General features: G+C 74.5%; 8 protein-coding genes and 1 pseudogene. 6 read left to right on the forward strand and 3 right to left on the reverse strand.

Annotation, left to right across the window (positions count from 1 at the left end; all coding sequences use genetic code 11):
- Positions 1-282: 282 nt before the first annotated feature.
- Positions 283-792: pseudogene (locus tag ACLWS4_RS13105) on the forward strand (HNH endonuclease); the annotation flags it as partial.
- A 285-nt stretch (positions 793-1,077) separates the two neighbouring features.
- On the opposite strand, the gene ACLWS4_RS13110 reads toward ACLWS4_RS13105, so the two are convergent.
- Positions 1,078-4,986 carry a beta-N-acetylglucosaminidase domain-containing protein gene (locus tag ACLWS4_RS13110; protein ID WP_416874261.1) on the reverse strand — a complete coding sequence of 1,303 codons (3,909 nt, stop codon included), beginning with the start codon at positions 4,984-4,986 and terminating at the stop codon, positions 1,078-1,080.
- A 349-nt stretch (positions 4,987-5,335) separates the two neighbouring features.
- On the opposite strand from ACLWS4_RS13110, the gene ACLWS4_RS13115 reads away from it, so the two are divergent.
- The 3 genes from ACLWS4_RS13115 to ACLWS4_RS13125 are packed head-to-tail and all read left to right on the forward strand — an operon-like array spanning position 5,336 to position 7,956.
- Entirely contained in the window at positions 5,336-5,485 is a 150-nt protein-coding gene (locus ACLWS4_RS13115; protein WP_416874203.1) for a hypothetical protein, read from the forward strand.
- A gap of 50 nt (positions 5,486-5,535) precedes the next feature.
- Positions 5,536-7,719, forward strand: a complete 2,184-nt coding sequence (malQ, locus tag ACLWS4_RS13120) for a 4-alpha-glucanotransferase (protein WP_416874204.1) — start codon at positions 5,536-5,538, stop codon at positions 7,717-7,719.
- A 9-nt stretch (positions 7,720-7,728) separates the two neighbouring features.
- Positions 7,729-7,956, forward strand: coding sequence for a hypothetical protein (locus ACLWS4_RS13125; protein WP_030238515.1), 228 nt, complete (start codon positions 7,729-7,731; stop codon positions 7,954-7,956).
- A gap of 162 nt (positions 7,957-8,118) precedes the next feature.
- Here ACLWS4_RS13125 and pepN read toward each other — a convergent pair whose 3' ends face one another.
- Together pepN and ACLWS4_RS13135 are read right to left on the reverse strand one after the other, a co-directional pair.
- Positions 8,119-10,698 (reverse strand): aminopeptidase N, encoded by a 2,580-nt coding sequence (pepN, locus tag ACLWS4_RS13130; RefSeq protein ID WP_416874205.1) that lies wholly within the window; start codon positions 10,696-10,698, stop codon positions 8,119-8,121.
- Positions 10,699-10,883: 185 nt separating this feature from the next.
- Positions 10,884-12,563 carry a PQQ-binding-like beta-propeller repeat protein gene (locus ACLWS4_RS13135; protein ID WP_416874206.1) on the reverse strand — a complete coding sequence of 560 codons (1,680 nt, stop codon included), beginning with the start codon at positions 12,561-12,563 and terminating at the stop codon, positions 10,884-10,886.
- Between the two features lie 472 nt (positions 12,564-13,035).
- Here ACLWS4_RS13135 and ACLWS4_RS13140 point away from each other — a divergent pair, with 472 nt between their 5' ends.
- Positions 13,036-14,214, forward strand: a complete 1,179-nt coding sequence (locus ACLWS4_RS13140; RefSeq protein WP_049651274.1) for an ROK family transcriptional regulator — start codon at positions 13,036-13,038, stop codon at positions 14,212-14,214.
- A gap of 247 nt (positions 14,215-14,461) precedes the next feature.
- Positions 14,462-16,369: a 1-deoxy-D-xylulose-5-phosphate synthase gene (gene dxs, locus ACLWS4_RS13145; protein ID WP_387825953.1), complete on the forward strand. Its 1,908-nt coding sequence runs from the start codon at positions 14,462-14,464 to the stop codon at positions 16,367-16,369.
- Positions 16,370-16,374: the final 5 nt, after the last annotated feature.

A 16,374-nucleotide genomic window follows, 5' to 3' on the forward strand; every position in this document is an offset into this window, starting at 1 on the left:
AGGAGGGGCGCTGCTCCGGACGGCCGAACCGTGCCCCCGGCGGGCGACCCGCCGGAGTCACCGGGACCCGTCGCACCGCCACCCGGGTGCAACCCGACCTTCCCCCGGGCATACCGGCTATGACAGAGACCACACCCGGAGTTCGCGTCAGGTCCGTTACACAGGAGTGGTGGCGCCGTACAAAGGCGTAAGGCGACACTGGGGGAGATCGCGCACGAGTGGCGCGATCCAACCGCTCGTCCCGGCGCGAGCCACGCGCCGCAGGCGTCCAAGGAGGCATCCGTGCCGCATGTCCTGGTCCTCAACGCGTCCTACGAGCCACTCGGCGTCGTATCGATGCGCCGCGCACTCATCCTGGTCCTCAACCACAAGGCGGTCAGCCTGGAGGACTCGGAAGTCACTCTGCACAGCGCCACCAGCGCCCTTCCGGCGCCGTCCGTCGTCCGTCTGACCCGCTTCGTCCGGGTCCCGTTCTGCGGGCCCGTCCCGCTCACCCGCCGGGCCCTGTTCGCCCGCGACCACGGCCGCTGCGTCTACTGCGGGGCCGCCGCCACCAGCGTCGACCACGTCATCCCGCGCAGCCGCGGTGGCCAGCACCGGTGGGACAACGTGGTGGCGGCCTGCCGCCGCTGCAACCACACCAAGGCCGACCGCCACCTCACCGAACTCGGCTGGCGGATGAAACGACCACCCGCGCCGCCCAGCGGCCTGGCCTGGCGCATCATCGGCACCGGGATCAAGGACCCGCGGTGGCGGCCCTACCTGGAGCCCTACGGCGGCGCGGACCAGCTGCGCGCCCCGCAGTGGGGCGAGTACGAGCACCACGACCGCACCGAGCAGCCGGTCCACCCGGTCCCGCTCGGCCGGGCCCACTCGGGCCACCCCGCCCCCGTCCGCCGCGGTGAGCAGCCCGAACCGCTCTCCGCCTGACCACAGCTCCACAAGGGCCCGCCCGTCACACCGTCGGTACGCGCCTCATGGGCCGCCGAGCCCCCCGCACCGGGGAGCCGGCGGCCCGCCGCGTTTCCGCCCACCCGTGACCGGGCCCGGCAACGGCCACCACGGCCACGGCCACGGCTACGGCTTGGGCGCGGTCCCGCCCGCCGCCGCCGGAGGTGTCGCCGGCGTCCCGGGCGCGCCGCCGGGCTGGGCGGCCTGGCCGCCTCCCTGGCCGGCCGGGGGCTGCGGCGCGGCCGGCGGGGTCACCGCGTACAGCTCGACGCCCCACAGCGAGTAGCCGTACTTGGTCGCCCGCGCCACGCCCTGCACCCGGAGGTACCGGACGTTGGGCGCGTCGAAGCGCACCGTCTCGTCGCCGCCCTTGCCGTTGTCCACCGTCGCGGCGTCGGTCCAGGTGTTCCCGTCCGCCGAGACCTGGATCTTGTACGAGGCGGCGTACGCGGCCTGCCAGTGCAGCACCGCCGAGCCCAGCCTGGTCGCCTGCGGCAGCTCCAGCCGCACCCAGGCGTCGTCCTTGGCCGGGGAGGACCAGCGGGTCTTCGGGTCGCCGTCGGTGACCGCCGAGGCCGGGAAGTTCGCCGTCTCGTCGCCCGAGGAGGTGGCCTTGGCGCCGAGCGCCAGGTCCGGGCCGCCGGTGGGGGGCACCACGTGGACCTGGAGCACCTGCCGGACGGTGGTGCCGCCGGCCACGAACTGCACCGGCACCCGGTACGTCCCGGACGGCGTCTCCGCGGTGGCGCTGACCAGCAGCGGCACGCCCACCCGGCCGCCGCGCGGCACGGTCACCGGGCCGGCCGGGGCAACGGTCAGGCCCTTGGCGGCGGCCGGCACCTCGGTGCGCAGCTCGCCGGTGGTGCCCTCGGGGCGGCCGGCCTCCACGGTGGCCCGGGTGGTCACGGGCGCGGAGGCGCCGGTGACCACGTCCAGGGCCGGGTCGGAGAGGCTGAGCCGGGCCGCCGGGGCGTCCGCGTACCAGGGGATCACCTGGTTGACCACCGGAGGGTCGCCGCCGGGCTTCCAGGTCAGCCGGAACGCGTCGGCGGGCTGGCCGCCGGCCGACAGCTCGTTGTAGCCGGGCTGCACGGTGCCGATGTCGGCCCAGGTGCCGTCGGCCCGGCGCACCGCGAGGGTGGCGGTGGCGCGCACGGACGGGTCGGTCAGCACGGTGAGCCGGTCCAGCGGGCGGGCCGCGCCGAGCTCGACGGTGAGCGGCTCGTCCATCGCGGTCGGCGCCTTGGCGGCCCGGTACGCGGTGTCCGGGTTGCCGTCCAGCACGGCGGCGGCGGAGGAGCCGGGCACCGCGTCGGGGCCGCCGCTGACGCTGGCCGGGGAATCGTCCGGGGCGGTGACGGTGAACTCGCGCACCGCGACGGCGGTCTTCTGCGCGGCGGTGGCCCGCAGCCGCACCGCCCGGACCACGGTGCCCGGCGGGAGCTGGGCGCTGACCGTCTTCTGGTTCTTGACGGTGGCGAGCTGCTTCCAGCCGCCCTCGCCGGTGGAGTACTCCAGCACGCCGTCGCGGATGTAGTCGTCGGCGGCGGTCCGGGCGTCCGGGCCGTTGCCCCAGCCGCCCATCAGCACGGTCACGCCGCTGACCGGGCGGCCCGCGCCGAGGTCCAGGCCGACGGCGTCGCCGGGCTGCGGGGGAGCGGAGCTCCAGTAGAAGGTGTCGGCCACGCCGTCGGTCATCAGCGCGGGCAGGTGGTCCTGGGCGGTGCCCAGGGTGGTGGTCGGGGTGGCGGCGCCGCCGCCCACGCCCGACCAGTTGTCGGCGGCGCGCACGGCGCGGTCCAGGAACGGGCCGAGCACCCCGGCGCCGACGGTGGCCGGGGCCCGGTCCAGCTGCTCGCGCAGCCGGTTGAGCTCGACCCGGGCCTTCCAGGCCGCCGTGCCGTCGCCGCCGTGCTGCGCCAGCAGCATGTCGAGGGCGGACTGCCCGGCCAGCCCGTAGTCGCGCAGCGGGCCCAGCCAGGGCGCGGCCTCGCCGGCCAGCTGGGTGGTGGCCGGGGTGCCGGCCAGGGTCTGCTGGGCGGTGGCCATGGTGGCGAAGGCGTCCCGCAGCGGGGCGGCGGCCTCGATCAGCCGGGCGAGGTCGGGGGCGGCGCCGGAGGTCGGCTCGGCGGCCGCCCAGAACCGGTCCAGCAGCGGTGCCAGGTAGCCGGACTCCTGCTTGGACAGCGGGGAGGAGGTGCTGTTCCCGGCCAGCGCGGTGACGGCGGACAGCGCCGTCCCGACGGGCGTCGGGGCGGCGCCGGTCGGCCCGGCCAGCGAGCGCACGGCGGCCTGCCAGGACTCGTCCGGCTTGTAGCCGGCCGGGTTCCAGGCGAAGTCGCCGGCCGTCGACACGGCGATCCGGGAGGCCACCGGCTGCTGCATCGCGCCGGTCAGCAGCGCCGCCGAGCGGGTGGCCACCTCCGGGTCGCGCCCGGTGTAGGCGCCGAGGAAGAGCCGGTCCGGGGTGGCGTCGTTGACCGGGTAGTTGTCCATGGTGAGCAGCGGGTGCCCGTACAGCCCGGCGGTGTCCGAGGCCTGGGCGCCGGTGATCTTCTCCGGGATCACCCCGACCCCGCTCCAGGCCACCTGCACGCCCTCCGGCAGGGCCGCCGCCAGCGCCTTGCGGTACGGGGTGGAGCCCTGCTGGTGGTACTCGGTGGGGACGACGGACAGCGGCGCCAGGCCCGGGTTCCTCGCGATCAGCCGGTCCTGCACCTTCTTCACCAGCTCGGCCTGGGCCTTGGCGGCCGCGGCGGGCCCGGTGCCGTACTCGTCGCGGTCGTCGCCGCAGTGCCACTCGTCGTAGCTGACGTCCAGGAACTGCAGCTGGAAGGCGGTGAAGCCGAGCTTGCGCAGCCCGTCCAGCTTGTTCACCAGGGCGTCCACGTCCTTGCCGGAGCTGAAGCAGAGGGACTGCCCCGGGTCGAGCGCGTAGCCGAGCGTGACGTGGTTCTGCCGTGCCCGGAAGCCCAGTTCGCGCAGCTCCTCGGCCTGGGCCGCGGGGTAGGCGGTGCGCCAGCGGGAGAGCCGGTACGGGTCGTCACCGGGCGCGTAGAGGTAGAAGTTCTGCTTGGAGCGGCCCAGGAAGTCGACCTGCTCCAGCCGCTGCTGCGCGGTCCACGGGGTGCCGTAGAAGCCCTCCGTGACGCCGCGCACCGGGGCGCCGGTCGGCCAGTCCCGCAGCGTGATCCCGGGCAGGCCGAGCCCGGCCGCACCCGGCGCCTGCCCCTGCCCGGCCGGTACGGCGGCGAGCAGCTGACGCAGGCTCTGCGCGGCGTAGAAGGTGCCGGTGGCGTCCACGCCGGCCAGCACCACGGCGCCGTACGTCCCGCCGCCCTGGGCGGGCAGCTGACCGGCCGACAGCACGTACCCGCCGGCCGGCATCCCCGCGGTCGTCGGCCCGGCGCCGTCCTTGCCGCCCGCGGCGGCGGACAGCTGCCGCAGCACCCGGTCCACCTCGCCGCCGGCGCCCTCGGCGGGCCCGCCGACGTACACCACCAGCGTCCCGGCGGTCGGCGTCCCGCCGTCCGGACGCGGCGTCACCTCGCCAGCCCCGGCGACCTCCAGCACCTCCTGGACGGCCCGCACCGCGCCGATGTCCGCCTTGGGCGCGCTCACCAGCGTCACGGCGGACGGCACCGCGACGGGCTTGCCCGCCACGGTCTGCTGCTGCGGCTTCGGGAACACCTTCGGGTCGGTCACGCTGCCCAGCGGCGTCTGCGGCGCGGTGCTCACCACGTCCGAGGCCGTCGAGGCGGCCGTGGCCGCCGCGTACGCCGCCGACGGCAGCGAGCCGGCCAGCAGCCCGCCGACCACCGCCGCGGCCGCGACCCCGGCCGCGATCTGCATCGCCCGCCGCCCCGGCCGCCCGGTCCGGTCCGCCCGGTCCGCGCGCTCCTCGCGCACCGACGCCAACAGCGGCTCGGTGCCCTTGAGATCGGCGATCAGCCGGTCCGCCGTCCGCGGCGCCAACTGACGGCACGTCCGCGCCGTGGCCCGCCGCGCCGCCTCCGCCGCGGGGTGCTGCAGCACCTCCCGCAACGCCGGACTCTGCTCCAGTTGCGACCTGAGCCGCCGCCCGGCCGCTACGGACACTCGGGCTTGCACAGGAGCCTCCTCGCCAGGCCACGACCACATCGTCCGCAACCCCACCAGCTGGCCGATCCGGTGTCAACGCCGCCGACTGCTATGACCGTTTTGCGCCATTTCATTGCATGTCGGACCAGCCCGGAAACACCCGCGAGCGCCGGGCTTCACGGCACATCCCAGGTGGCGGCCGTCCCCAGCCTGTACGGTCGGCCCCCGCGCTGACCCCCCGTCGCCTGCCGCCGCGGCCCAGCTCCAGACCCGGAGCGGCTGAAGGACGGCGAGGTCCTCACCTATGGACAAGGAGGGCGGCGACACGACCACGACGAACGCCGACACCTTCCACGCCGACGCCCTGAAGTCCTGCCGACCCGCCCCCACCCCCGAGGGTCCGCCCGCTGGCGCCGACGTGTCGCGCTGGGTGATCGTGGTGTCACGCGGGTAGGACTGTGGCTGTCCTGAACGGGCGTTGCCGAGACATCGCAGGAGCCGCGAGTGGCCGCTTACCACGACAGTGACGGAGCCGAGCAGGTACCGGCGCAGGATGCCCCGCCGCCGCCCGCCGAACTGGTGGCGCTGGCGCGGGCGTACGGGGTGGACGTCCGGTATCCGGGGCCGGGCGGGCAGGCGGTGGGGGCGCGGACGCTGGTGGCGGTGCTGGGGGCGATGGGGGTGGCGGCCGGGTCGCCGCAGGAGGTGGGGGAGGCGTTGGAGCGTCACCGGGCCGGGCAGCGGGCCCGGTTGCTGCCGCCGTGCGTGGTGGTCCGGCAGGGGCGGCGGACGGCGCTGGACGTGCCGGCGGACGCCCGGTTGCGGGTGGAGCTGGAGGACGGGGGGAGTTGGGAGCTGCCCCGGGGGCACTCGCACTGGGTGCCGGGGGACCTGCCGCTGGGGCGCCACGTGCTCACGGCGGAAACCGGCACGAGGACCGCGCGGGCCGCGCTGGTGGTCGCCCCCGAGCGGCTGCCGCAACTCCCGGGCCGCAGCTGGGGGTTCCTCGCCCAGCTGTACTCCGTGCTCTCCGAGCGCTCCTGGGGCATGGGCGACCTCGGGGACCTCGTCGAGCTGGCCCGGTGGGCGGGAGCCGGCCTCGGCGCGGGCTTCGTGCAGATCAACCCGCTGCACCAGGCCCTGCCCGGCGCCCCCTCCGACCCGTCCCCGTACCGCCCGTCCTCGCGCCGCTTCGCCGACCCGGTGCACCTGCGGATCGAGGCCGTCCCCGAGTACGCCTACCTGACCGGCGCCGGGCGCGAGCAGGCCGAGGAGCTGACCCGGCGGGCCGCCCGGCTGCGCGACGAGGTGCTGGTCCACGACGCCCTGATCGACCGGGACGCCGTCTGGCTGCTCAAGCGCGAGGCCCTGGAGCTGCTGCACGAGGTGCCGCGCGGCCCCGGGCGGCAGGCCGAGTACGACGCGTACCGGCTCCGCGAGGGCGAGTGGCTGTACCGGCACGCGCTGTGGAACGCCCTGGCCGAGGAGCACGGCACCGACTGGCACCACTGGCCGAAGGGGCTGCGTCACCCGGACGGCCCACAGGTCGAGCACGCCGCCAAGGAGCTGGAGGAGCGGGTCGAGTTCCACCGCTGGCTCGCCTGGCAGGTCGACCAGCAGCTCGCCCACGCCCAGCGGGCGGCCCGCGAGGCCGGCATGCCGGTCGGCCTGATCCACGACCTGGCCGTCGGCGTCCACCCGGACGGCGCGGACGCCTGGGCGCTGCGGGACGTGCTGGCCGGCGGCATCTCGGTCGGCGCCCCGCCGGACGCCTTCAACGCCCACGGCCAGGACTGGGGCCTGCCGCCCTGGCGCCCGGACGCGCTCGCCGAAGCCGGCTACGCCCCGTACGCGGAGCTGCTGCGGGCCACCGCCCGGCACGCGGGGGCCCTGCGGATCGACCACGTGATGGGCCTGTTCCGGCTCTGGTGGGTGCCGCAGGGGCACCCGCCGACCGAGGGCGCGTACGTGCGCTACGACGCCGAGGCGATGCTCGGCGTGCTGGCGCTGGAGGCGCACCGGGCCGGGACGGCGGTGATCGGCGAGGACCTCGGCACGGTGGAGCCGGGGGTGCGGGAGGAGCTGGCGGCGCGCGGGGTGCTCGGCACGTCCGTCCTCTGGTTCGAGCGGGACTGGCGGGGCGACGGCGCGATCCTCGGCCCGGACCGCTGGCGGTCCGGCTGCCTGGCCACCCTCACCACCCACGACCTGCCCAGCACCGCGGCCCGGCTCTCCGGCGAGCATGTCGAGCTGCGGCACCGGCTGGGCCTGCTGGCCCGGCCGCTGGGGGAGGAGCAGGGGCAGGCGGCGGCGGAGCTGGCGGACTGGCGGGCCGAGCTGGGCCGGCTCGGGCTGCTGGCCGAGGGCGAGCCGCTGACGATGCCGGTGCTGTACCGCTTCCTGCGGGCCACCCCGGCCGAGCTGGTCGGGGTCTGGCTGCCGGACCTGGTCGGCGACCCGCGCCCGCAGAACCTGCCCGGCACCTGGGACCAGTACCCGAACTGGCGCCTGCCGGTCGCGGACGGCTCCGGCGACCCGGTCACCCTCGAACGGCTGGCCACCGCCCCCGCCGCCGGCCTGCTCGCCCGGCTCCTGGCCCCGCGCGGTTCCGCCGGGTCGGCCCCGAGGCACGTCCTCCCGTCCCGCCCGACCGACCCCGACGAGCGCGCCCCCGTAAGCGGCGGGTAAGTTGGAAACGTGGACAAGAGGAACGCTTTGCGAGCCGGCGCGGTCTCCGCAACGGTCACGCTGATGATGCTGCTGTCGTCGCCCGCCATGGCCTTCACCAGGGACGACGGTGATGACCCCGGTTCCGGCCTGAGTGTGGGCCAGACCCTCGGCCTGTACGTGTTTCTCCCGCTGGTCGCCTTCGCGGTGATCGCCGGTCTGGCGGGCCTGCCCTACGGCAAGGGCAAGAAGAAGTAGCACCCGCGCAGACGTCCCCAGGACTCGCACGACCCGCAGGGCCCGCAGGTCCCGTACGACCTGCAGAGCCCGCACCACCCGCACCACCCGCAAGGCCCGCAAGACCCTGAAGGGGCGCCGGACGATCCCGTCCGGCGCCCCTTCGCGGTTGCGAGGAGACCGTCAGCGGCCGCCCGCCGCACGGTCGGCCGCCTGGGCCTTGAGCGCGCGCTCGACGCCCGCCCGGGCCTCGACGACCTGGCGCCGCAGCGCCGGGGCCGGCTCGGCCGAGGCCAGCCACGCGTCGGTGGCCTCCAGGGTCGCGGCCGTCACCTGGAGGGCCGGGTACAGCCCGACGATGATCTGCTGCGAGATCTCGTGGCTGCGGGTCTCCCAGACGCCCTTGACCGCCGCGAAGTACTTCGCCGCGTACGGCGCGAGCAGCTCGCGCTGGTCGGACTGCTGGAAGCCGGCGATGACGGCCTCCTGCACATAGTTCGTCAGCTTGTCGGACTCCACCACCGACACCCAGGCCTCCGCCTTGGCCCCGGCGGTCGGCCGGGCGGCGCGGCAGGTGGCCGCGTGCTCCTGGCCGGCCGCGGTGTTGTCCCGCTCCAGCTCGGCGGCGATGGCGGCCTCGTCGGCCCGGCCGGTGGCGGCGAGGCGCACCAGCAGGGTCCAGCGCAGCTCGGTGTCCACCGCGAGGCCCTTGATCTCGACCGAGCCGTCCAGCAGCCCGGCGAGCAGGCCCAGCTGACCGTCGGTACGGGCGACCGAGGCGAGGGCGCGGGCCCAGGCCAGCTGGTGGTCGCTGCCGGGCTCGGCGGCGCGCAGGTGCTCCTCCGCGGCGGCGGCCCAGCGGTCGAGGCCCTGCTCGCGCCACTGCGGGTCGGTGTAGGCGTCGAGGGCGAGCTTGACCTGGCGGTGCACGGACTGCACCACGCCGATGTCGCTCTCGCGCCCGATGCCGGACAGCGCCAGCGCCAGGTAGTCGCGGGCGGCCAGCTCGCCGTCGCGGGTCATGTCCCAGGCGGAGGCCCAGCACAGCGCGCGCGGCAGCGACTCGGTGAAGCCGCCGAGGTGCTCGGTGACGACGGCCAGCGAGTCCTCGTCCAGCCGGATCTTGGCGTACGAGAGGTCGTCGTCGTTCAGCAGCACGACGGCCGGGCGGTGCCGGCCGACCAGCTCGGGCACCTCGGTGCGCGGGCCGTCGACGTCCAGCTCGATCCGGTCGGTGCGCACCAGCGCGTCGCCGTTCAGCTCGTACAGGCCGATCGCGATGCGGTGCGGCCGCAGCACGGCCTCGCCCTTGGCGCCGGCGGGCAGCGCGGGGGCCTCCTGGAGCACCGCGAAGGACTCGATCTCGCCGTCGGTGTTGAGCACGATCGAGGGCCGCAGCACGTTGATGCCGGCGGTCTCCAGCCAGGCCTTGGACCAGGCCTTGAGGTCGCGGCCGCTGGCCTCCTCCAGGGCGCCGAGCAGGTCGCTGAGCCGGGTGTTGCCCCAGGCGTGGCGCTTGAAGTACGCCTGCACGCCCTGGAAGAAGGCGTCCTGGCCGACGTACGCCACCAGCTGCTTGAGCACCGAGGCGCCCTTGGCGTAGGTGATGCCGTCGAAGTTGACCTGGACGTCCTCCAGGTCGTTGATGTCCGCCATGATCGGGTGGGTGGACGGCAGCTGGTCCTGCCGGTACGCCCAGGTCTTCATCTGGTTGGCGAAGGTGGTCCAGGAGTGCGGCCACTTGGAGCCCGGGGCCTCGGCCTGGCAGACGGCCTCGGCGTAGGTCGCGAAGGACTCGTTGAGCCAGAGGTCGTTCCACCACTCCATGGTGACGAGGTCGCCGAACCACATGTGGGCGAGCTCGTGCAGGATCGTCGCGGCACGGGCCTCGTACGCGGCGTCGGTGACCTTGGAGCGGAACACGTACTGGTCGCGCAGGGTGACGGCGCCCGCGTTCTCCATCGCGCCGGCGTTGAACTCCGGGACGAAGAGCTGGTCGTACTTGGCGAACGGGTACGGGAAGTCGAACTTCTCCTGGAAGTAGTCGAAGCCCTGCTTGGTGACCTCGAAGACGGCCTCCGGGTCCAGGAACTCGCGCAGCGAGGGCCGGCAGTAGACGCCCAGCGGCACCTTCTGCTCGCCGTTCTCGTAGGTGTCGAAGACCCCGACGTACGGGCCGGCGACGAGCGCGGTGATGTAGGTGGAGATCCGGCCGGTGGGCTCGAACGTCCAGACCCGGGTGTCGCCCTCGCCGACCGGCTCCGGGGTCGGCGAGTTGGAGACCACGACCCAGCCCTCCGGCGCGGTCACGGTGAACGCGAACGCGGCCTTCAGGTCGGGCTGCTCGAAGTTGGCGAAGACCCGGCGGGCGTCCGGCACCTCGAACTGGGTGTACAGGTAGGTCTCGCCGTCGACCGGGTCGACGAACCGGTGCAGGCCCTCACCGGTGTTGGTGTACTCGCAGTTCGCGACGACCCGCAGCTCGTTCTCGGCGGCGAGGCCCGGCAGCGGGATGCGGCTGTCGGCGAAGGTCGCCGGGTCGAGCCGCACGCCGTTGAGGGTGATCTCCTCGACGCTCGGGGCGACGAGGTCGATGAAGGTCTCCGCCCCCGGGGTGGTGGCGGTGAACCGGACCACGGTGGTGGACCGGAAGGTACCGCCCTCGCGGGCCGAACCGAGGTCGAGCTCGATGTCGTACGCGTCCACGTGGAGGAGGTCGGCCCGGGTGCGGGCCTCCTCACGGGTCAGGTTTGTGCCGGGCACTCGCTGCACTCCTTTGTCAGACTGATGGTCCGAATCCTCGCACGTCCAACGGACGGGGCGGCCGAAAAATCACAGGCGGGGCGGGCCCGGGCGATCAGCCCGTGCCCGCCCCGCCCGTGTCGGTCGCCGCGCGGCCCGCGACGAGGGGTCACGCCCCCGGGATCAGCCCCGGAGGCGCCCCGGCGTCACTTCTTCCACTTGGTCAGCGGACCGTCGCTGGCGCTGTAGCGGCGGAACGCGTAGACGGCGGCGCCGTCGTCCGAGACCAGGTACTCGGAGGTGCTGCTGCCGATGCCCATGCTGCTCGGCATCGTCATGGTGCCGAGGTCGGACATCGAGCCGTCGGTCGGCGAGAGCGTCACCAGCCGGGCCGGCTTGTTGTAGCCCTGGTCGACGATCGCGCGGACCTTGCCGTCCTTGTCGGTCCCGGCCACCAGGCGCATGTCGTTGCTCGTCGAACCGGAGTTGGCCGACCACAGCCGCTTGCCGGTGTTCAGGTCGTAGGCGTTGATGCCCGGCTTGCCGCCGCTGACCTGGACGTACAGCGTGGTGCCGCTGACCACGTTGCGGGTGAGGGCCTCGTTCTGGCCGGAGAGGCGCAGGCTGTCCGCGCCGGGCTCCTTGACGGACATCTGGGTGCCCGGCTTGTTGTCCTTGTCGAACGGCAGGACGTAGTCGCCCTGCGGGCCGTTGCCCATCAGCAGCACCAGCGGCTTGTCCTGGACGACCGAGTCGACCTCCTCGATGTTGCCGGTGAGGGTGATCGGGGTGCTGGCCGGCTTGCCGGTCTCGGCGTTGACGATGACCAGCTGCGACTTCGGGCCGCTGGTGCCGTAGCAGCGGTCGCTGACCGCGATCTGGGCGCCGGCCGCCTTGCCGCGCAGGACGCAGTCCTTGTCGCGCGGCTGGTACTGCCAGGCCGGCTGGCCGTTGGCGATGTTCAGGGCGGCGACGGCGTTGCCGCCGACGGCGACGACGTTCTCGGTGACGCTGAGGGTCGGCGAGGACATCCGGTCGGCCGAGACCTTGACGCTCCAGAGCAGCTTGCCCTGGGTCAGGTCGATGGCGCCGACGGTGGAGCAGTCGCTGTCACCGGTGTTGAAGGAGACGGCGGCGACGCCCTTGGAGTTGGCGGCGTACGAGGCGGTGCACAGCTCCTTGCTGCCGGCCGGGGCGGCGATGGTCCACGCCTCCTTGCCGTCGGTCAGGTTGAAGGCCCTGATCCCGGAGCTGTCGACGCGCACCGCGAGCTTGTCGGTGCCCCAGACGCCGAGCATCTGGTTCGAGCTGTCCGCGTTGGCCGGCTTGGGGGCGCTCCAGGCGACGTTGAAGGTGGCGCCCTTGGGAGCGGGGGCGGGGGTGGGGCCGTTGCTGGTCCCGCCGTTGTCGGTGGTGCCGGTGCTGACCGGGTCCGGGCCCGGGTCGGGGGCGGGCTTGGGGTCCTTGAGCAGGACGACCAGGGCGACCACGATCGAGATCGCCAGCACACCGCCGATGATCCCGCCCCACAGCATCACCGGGTTGCGCTGCTTGGGCGCGACCGGCGCGACGGGGTAGCCGTACCCGGGCTGCTGCGGGTAGGCGTAGCCGCCCGGGTTGTAGGCCTGCCCGGCGTCCGGGGCACCGTACGGGGCACCGGGGACCGGGTCGTACGGGCCGACCGGCGCGGCACCGGGCGGCGGCGGGGCCTGGCTGGGGAACCCGGGCGCGGTCGGCGCGTACGCCGCGTACTCCGGGCTGCCGACCGACGGCTGCGCGGGCGGCTGCACGGGCGGTGCCGGCGGCTGGCCGGGCGGCGGGCCCGCGGGCGCGACCGGGCCCGGGGTGACCTGTCCCGGGACGGCGGCGCCGTCGAGCTGCGTCATCTGGTCCGCGACGGCGGCCGGATCGACCCCGCCGCCCGGCGGGCGCCCGAACGAGACGCCCCGGTTGTCCTGCGGACCGCTGCCGGGCGTTTCGCCTGCACCCGGCGTAGGGTGATCCCCTGCCATCTGATTCCCCGTCATGTCTGGATGCGTCCCCCTGGCGGTGCCGTCCACGGCCCCGATGGGACGGGTGAGAAGTGGCACCATGTTAGTGGTGCGTGGTTTTCGGCCGTCGCCAGGACAGCGGTTCCCCGTCCCCGCAGGTCCAGGCCGCGCAACACCTTCACCCCCCGATCACCGCGCCCCCACGCCCGCGCCCCCGCTCGCCGGCCCGCGCCGGGCGGCCGCCGTCCGCGCCCCCCTGCGCGCCCGCCCGCCGCAGCCGGGATCCCCGCCCGGGCCCCCGGGCCGTACCCTTCAGGAGTTGAAGGGGACGCCCGGCGGAGGGGTCCCCGCCCTGGGAGGGTGGATCATGTCGACGGACACACCGGGCTCGCAGTCGTCGCTGCACCGGGCGAACCTGGAACGGGTGCTCCGCGCGGTGCGGATGGCCGGCTCGCTGACCCAGGCCGAGATCGCCCGCGGCACCGGACTGTCCGCGGCCACCGTGTCCAACATCGTGCGGGAGTTGAAGGAGAGCGGCACCGTCGTGGTCGCCGACACCTCCTCCGGCGGCCGCCGCGCCCGCAGCGTCTCGCTCAGCGGGGACGCCGGCATCGTGGTCGGCATCGACTTCGGCCACACCCACCTGCGCGTCGCGGTCGGCAACCTGGCCCACCGGGTGCTGGCCGAGGAGAGCGCCCCGATCGACGTCGACGTCTCCGCCCAGCAGGGCTTCGACCGCGCCGAGGCGATGGTCGAGCGGCTGCTGACGCAGGCCGGCTTCCGTTCCGACAAGGTGATCGGCGTCGGCCTCGGCGTGCCCGGCCCGATCGACGTGGAGACCGGCGCGCTCGGCTCCACCGCGATCCTGCCCGGCTGGACGGGCATCGCCCCGGGCCGGGAGCTGGCCGAGCGGCTCGGCATGCCGGTGCACGTGGACAACGACGCCAACCTGGGCGCGCTCGGCGAGCTGGTCTGGGGCGCCGGCCGCGGGCTGAGCGACCTCGCCTACATCAAGGTCGCCAGCGGGGTCGGCGCCGGGCTGGTGGTGAACGGCCAGATCTACCGCGGCCCGGGCGGCACCGCGGGTGAGATCGGGCACATCACCCTGGACGAGGCGGGGCCGGTCTGCCGCTGCGGCAACCGCGGCTGCCTGGAGACCTTCGTCGGCTCCCGCTACCTGCTCTCGCTGCTCGCCCCCACCCTCGGCCAGGACCTCAGCCTGCCCCGGGTGGTCGAGCTGGCCCAGCAGGGCGACCTCGGCTGCCGCCGGGTGATCGCCGACGCGGGCCGGCAGATCGGCACCGGCGTCGCCACCCTCTGCAACCTGCTGAACCCCCGCCGGGTGATCCTCGGCGGGGACCTCGCCGAGGCCGGTGAGCTGGTGCTCGCCCCGATCCGGGACTCGGTGGCCCGGTACGCGATCCCGAGCGCCGCCCGTCAGCTCTCGGTCGTCCCCGGCACCCTCGGCGGCCGGGCCGAGGTGCTCGGCGCGCTGGCCCTGGTGATGAGCGAGATGGGGGAGTCGGGCGCGCTGGGCCGCGCCTGACACCGCCGTCCGGCCCGCCCGCGTATTCAAACGCCTGTACGTCAACCTGAGGTGACCCGGCTTCCCGGCCCGACCTCCCGGAATGGCGGTAACCGAACGGTGGCACCGGGCGCGCCGCTTGGTGTCCGGCAGGCGGACATTAGACTCGACCGGTCGCCACCGGCCGGACCGTCGGACTGCCGCCGGGCCGGGCAGCGACGCCCGTCGGACCGTCCGTGGTCCGCGAACACTGAACGAGGAGGAACGGGTGGCCCTGCTGACCCGCATTCGGGGACCGCGCGATCTCGACCGGCTCACGCCCGGACAGCTGGCCGCACTGGCCCAGGAGATCCGGACCTTCCTGGTGACCGAGGTCTCCAAGACGGGTGGCCACCTCGGGCCCAACCTCGGCGTGGTGGAGCTCACCATCGCGCTGCACCGGGTCTTCGACTCCCCGCGCGACCGCATCCTCTTCGACACCGGCCACCAGAGCTACGTCCACAAGCTGCTCACCGGCCGCCAGGACTTCTCCCGGCTGCGGATGAAGGGCGGCCTGTCCGGCTACCCGTCCCGGGCCGAGTCCGAGCACGACGTGATCGAGAACTCGCACGCCTCCACGGTCCTCTCGTACGCCGACGGCCTGGCCAAGGCCAACCAGATTCTGGGCAAGAACGACCCGGTCGTCGCGGTGATCGGCGACGGCGCGCTCACCGGCGGCATGGCCTGGGAGGCGCTCAACAACATCGCCGACGCCAAGGACCGTCCGCTCGTCATCGTCGTGAACGACAACGAGCGCTCGTACTCCCCGACCATCGGCGGCCTGGCCAACCACCTCGCCACCCTGCGCACCACCCAGGGCTACGAGCGCTTCCTGTCCTGGGGCAAGGACGCGCTCCAGCGCACCCCGGTGGTCGGCCAGCAGCTGTTCGAGACGCTGCACGGCGCCAAGAAGGGCCTCAAGGACTTCATCGCCCCGCAGGGCATGTTCGAGGACCTCGGCCTCAAGTACATCGGCCCGATCGACGGCCACGACATGGCCGCCCTGGAGTCCGCGCTGACCAAGGCGCGCGGCTTCGGCGGCCCGGTGATCGTGCACTGCCTCACCGAGAAGGGCCGCGGCTACCACGCCGCCGAGAACAACGACGAGGACCGCTTCCACGCGGTCGGCAAGATCCACCCGGAGACCGGCCTGCCGATCACGAGCGGTGGCGGCCGGAGCTGGACCTCGGTCTTCGCCGAGGAGATGGTCGCGCTCGGCCACGAGCGCGAGGACATCGTCGGCATCACCGCCGCGATGCTCCACCCGGTGGGCCTGGCCCCGTTCGCCGAGGCCTTCCCGGACCGGATCTTCGACGTCGGCATCGCCGAGCAGCACGCCGTCACCAGCGCGGCCGGCCTGGCCACCAACGGCCTGCACCCGGTGTTCGCGGTCTACGCGACCTTCCTCAACCGGGCCTTCGACCAGGTCCTGATGGACGTCGCCCTGCACAAGCTGGGCGTCACCTTCGTCCTGGACCGGGCCGGCGTCACCGGCGACGACGGCGCCTCGCACAACGGCATGTGGGACATGTCGATGCTGCAGATCATCCCGACCCTGCGGCTGGCCGCCCCGCGCGACGCCGACCAGGTCCGCGCCCAGCTGCGTGAGGCCGTCGAGGTCAAGGACGCCCCGACCGTGGTCCGCTACTCCAAGGGCACGGTCGGCCCGGCCGTCCCCGCGGTCGGCCGGATCGGCGGCATGGACGTGCTGCGCGCCGCCGAGGAGCCCTCCGGCGCCCACCGCGCCGACGTGCTGATCGTCTCGGTCGGCGCGATGGCCCCCACCAGCCTGGAGGTCGCCGACCTGCTGGCCGCCCAGGGCGTCACCGCCACCGTGGTGGACCCGCGCTGGGTCAAGCCGGTGGACGCGGCCCTGCCGGGCCTGGCCGCCGAGCACCGGGTGGTCGTCACGATCGAGGACAACGGCCGGGTGGGCGGCGTCGGCGCCGCCGTGGCGCAGGCGCTGCGGGACGCGGACGTGGACCTGCCGGTGCGCGACTTCGGCATCCCGCAGGAGTTCCTGGACCACGCCAGCCGGGCCGAGATCCTGGCCGAGATCGGCCTGAACGCCCCGGACATCGCCCGAAAGGTGACGGCTCTGGTCGCCAAGCTGGACGCGGCGCCGGTCAAGGCCTGACCGGA

Origin of the sequence: Kitasatospora sp. SC0581, from assembly GCF_048159585.1 — a bacterium.
In the GTDB taxonomy this organism is placed as follows: Bacteria; Actinomycetota; Actinomycetes; order Streptomycetales; family Streptomycetaceae; genus Kitasatospora.

Excerpts from the sequence above, each read along its gene's own strand:
- ACLWS4_RS13115 (WP_416874203.1), top strand. The coding sequence starts at position 5,336 with ATGGACAAGGAGGGCGGCGACACGACCACGACGAACGCCGACACCTTC.
- ACLWS4_RS13135 (WP_416874206.1), bottom strand. The coding sequence starts at position 12,563 with ATGACGCAGCTCGACGGCGCCGCCGTCCCGGGACAGGTCACCCCGGGC.
- ACLWS4_RS13140 (WP_049651274.1), top strand. The coding sequence starts at position 13,036 with ATGTCGACGGACACACCGGGCTCGCAGTCGTCGCTGCACCGGGCGAAC.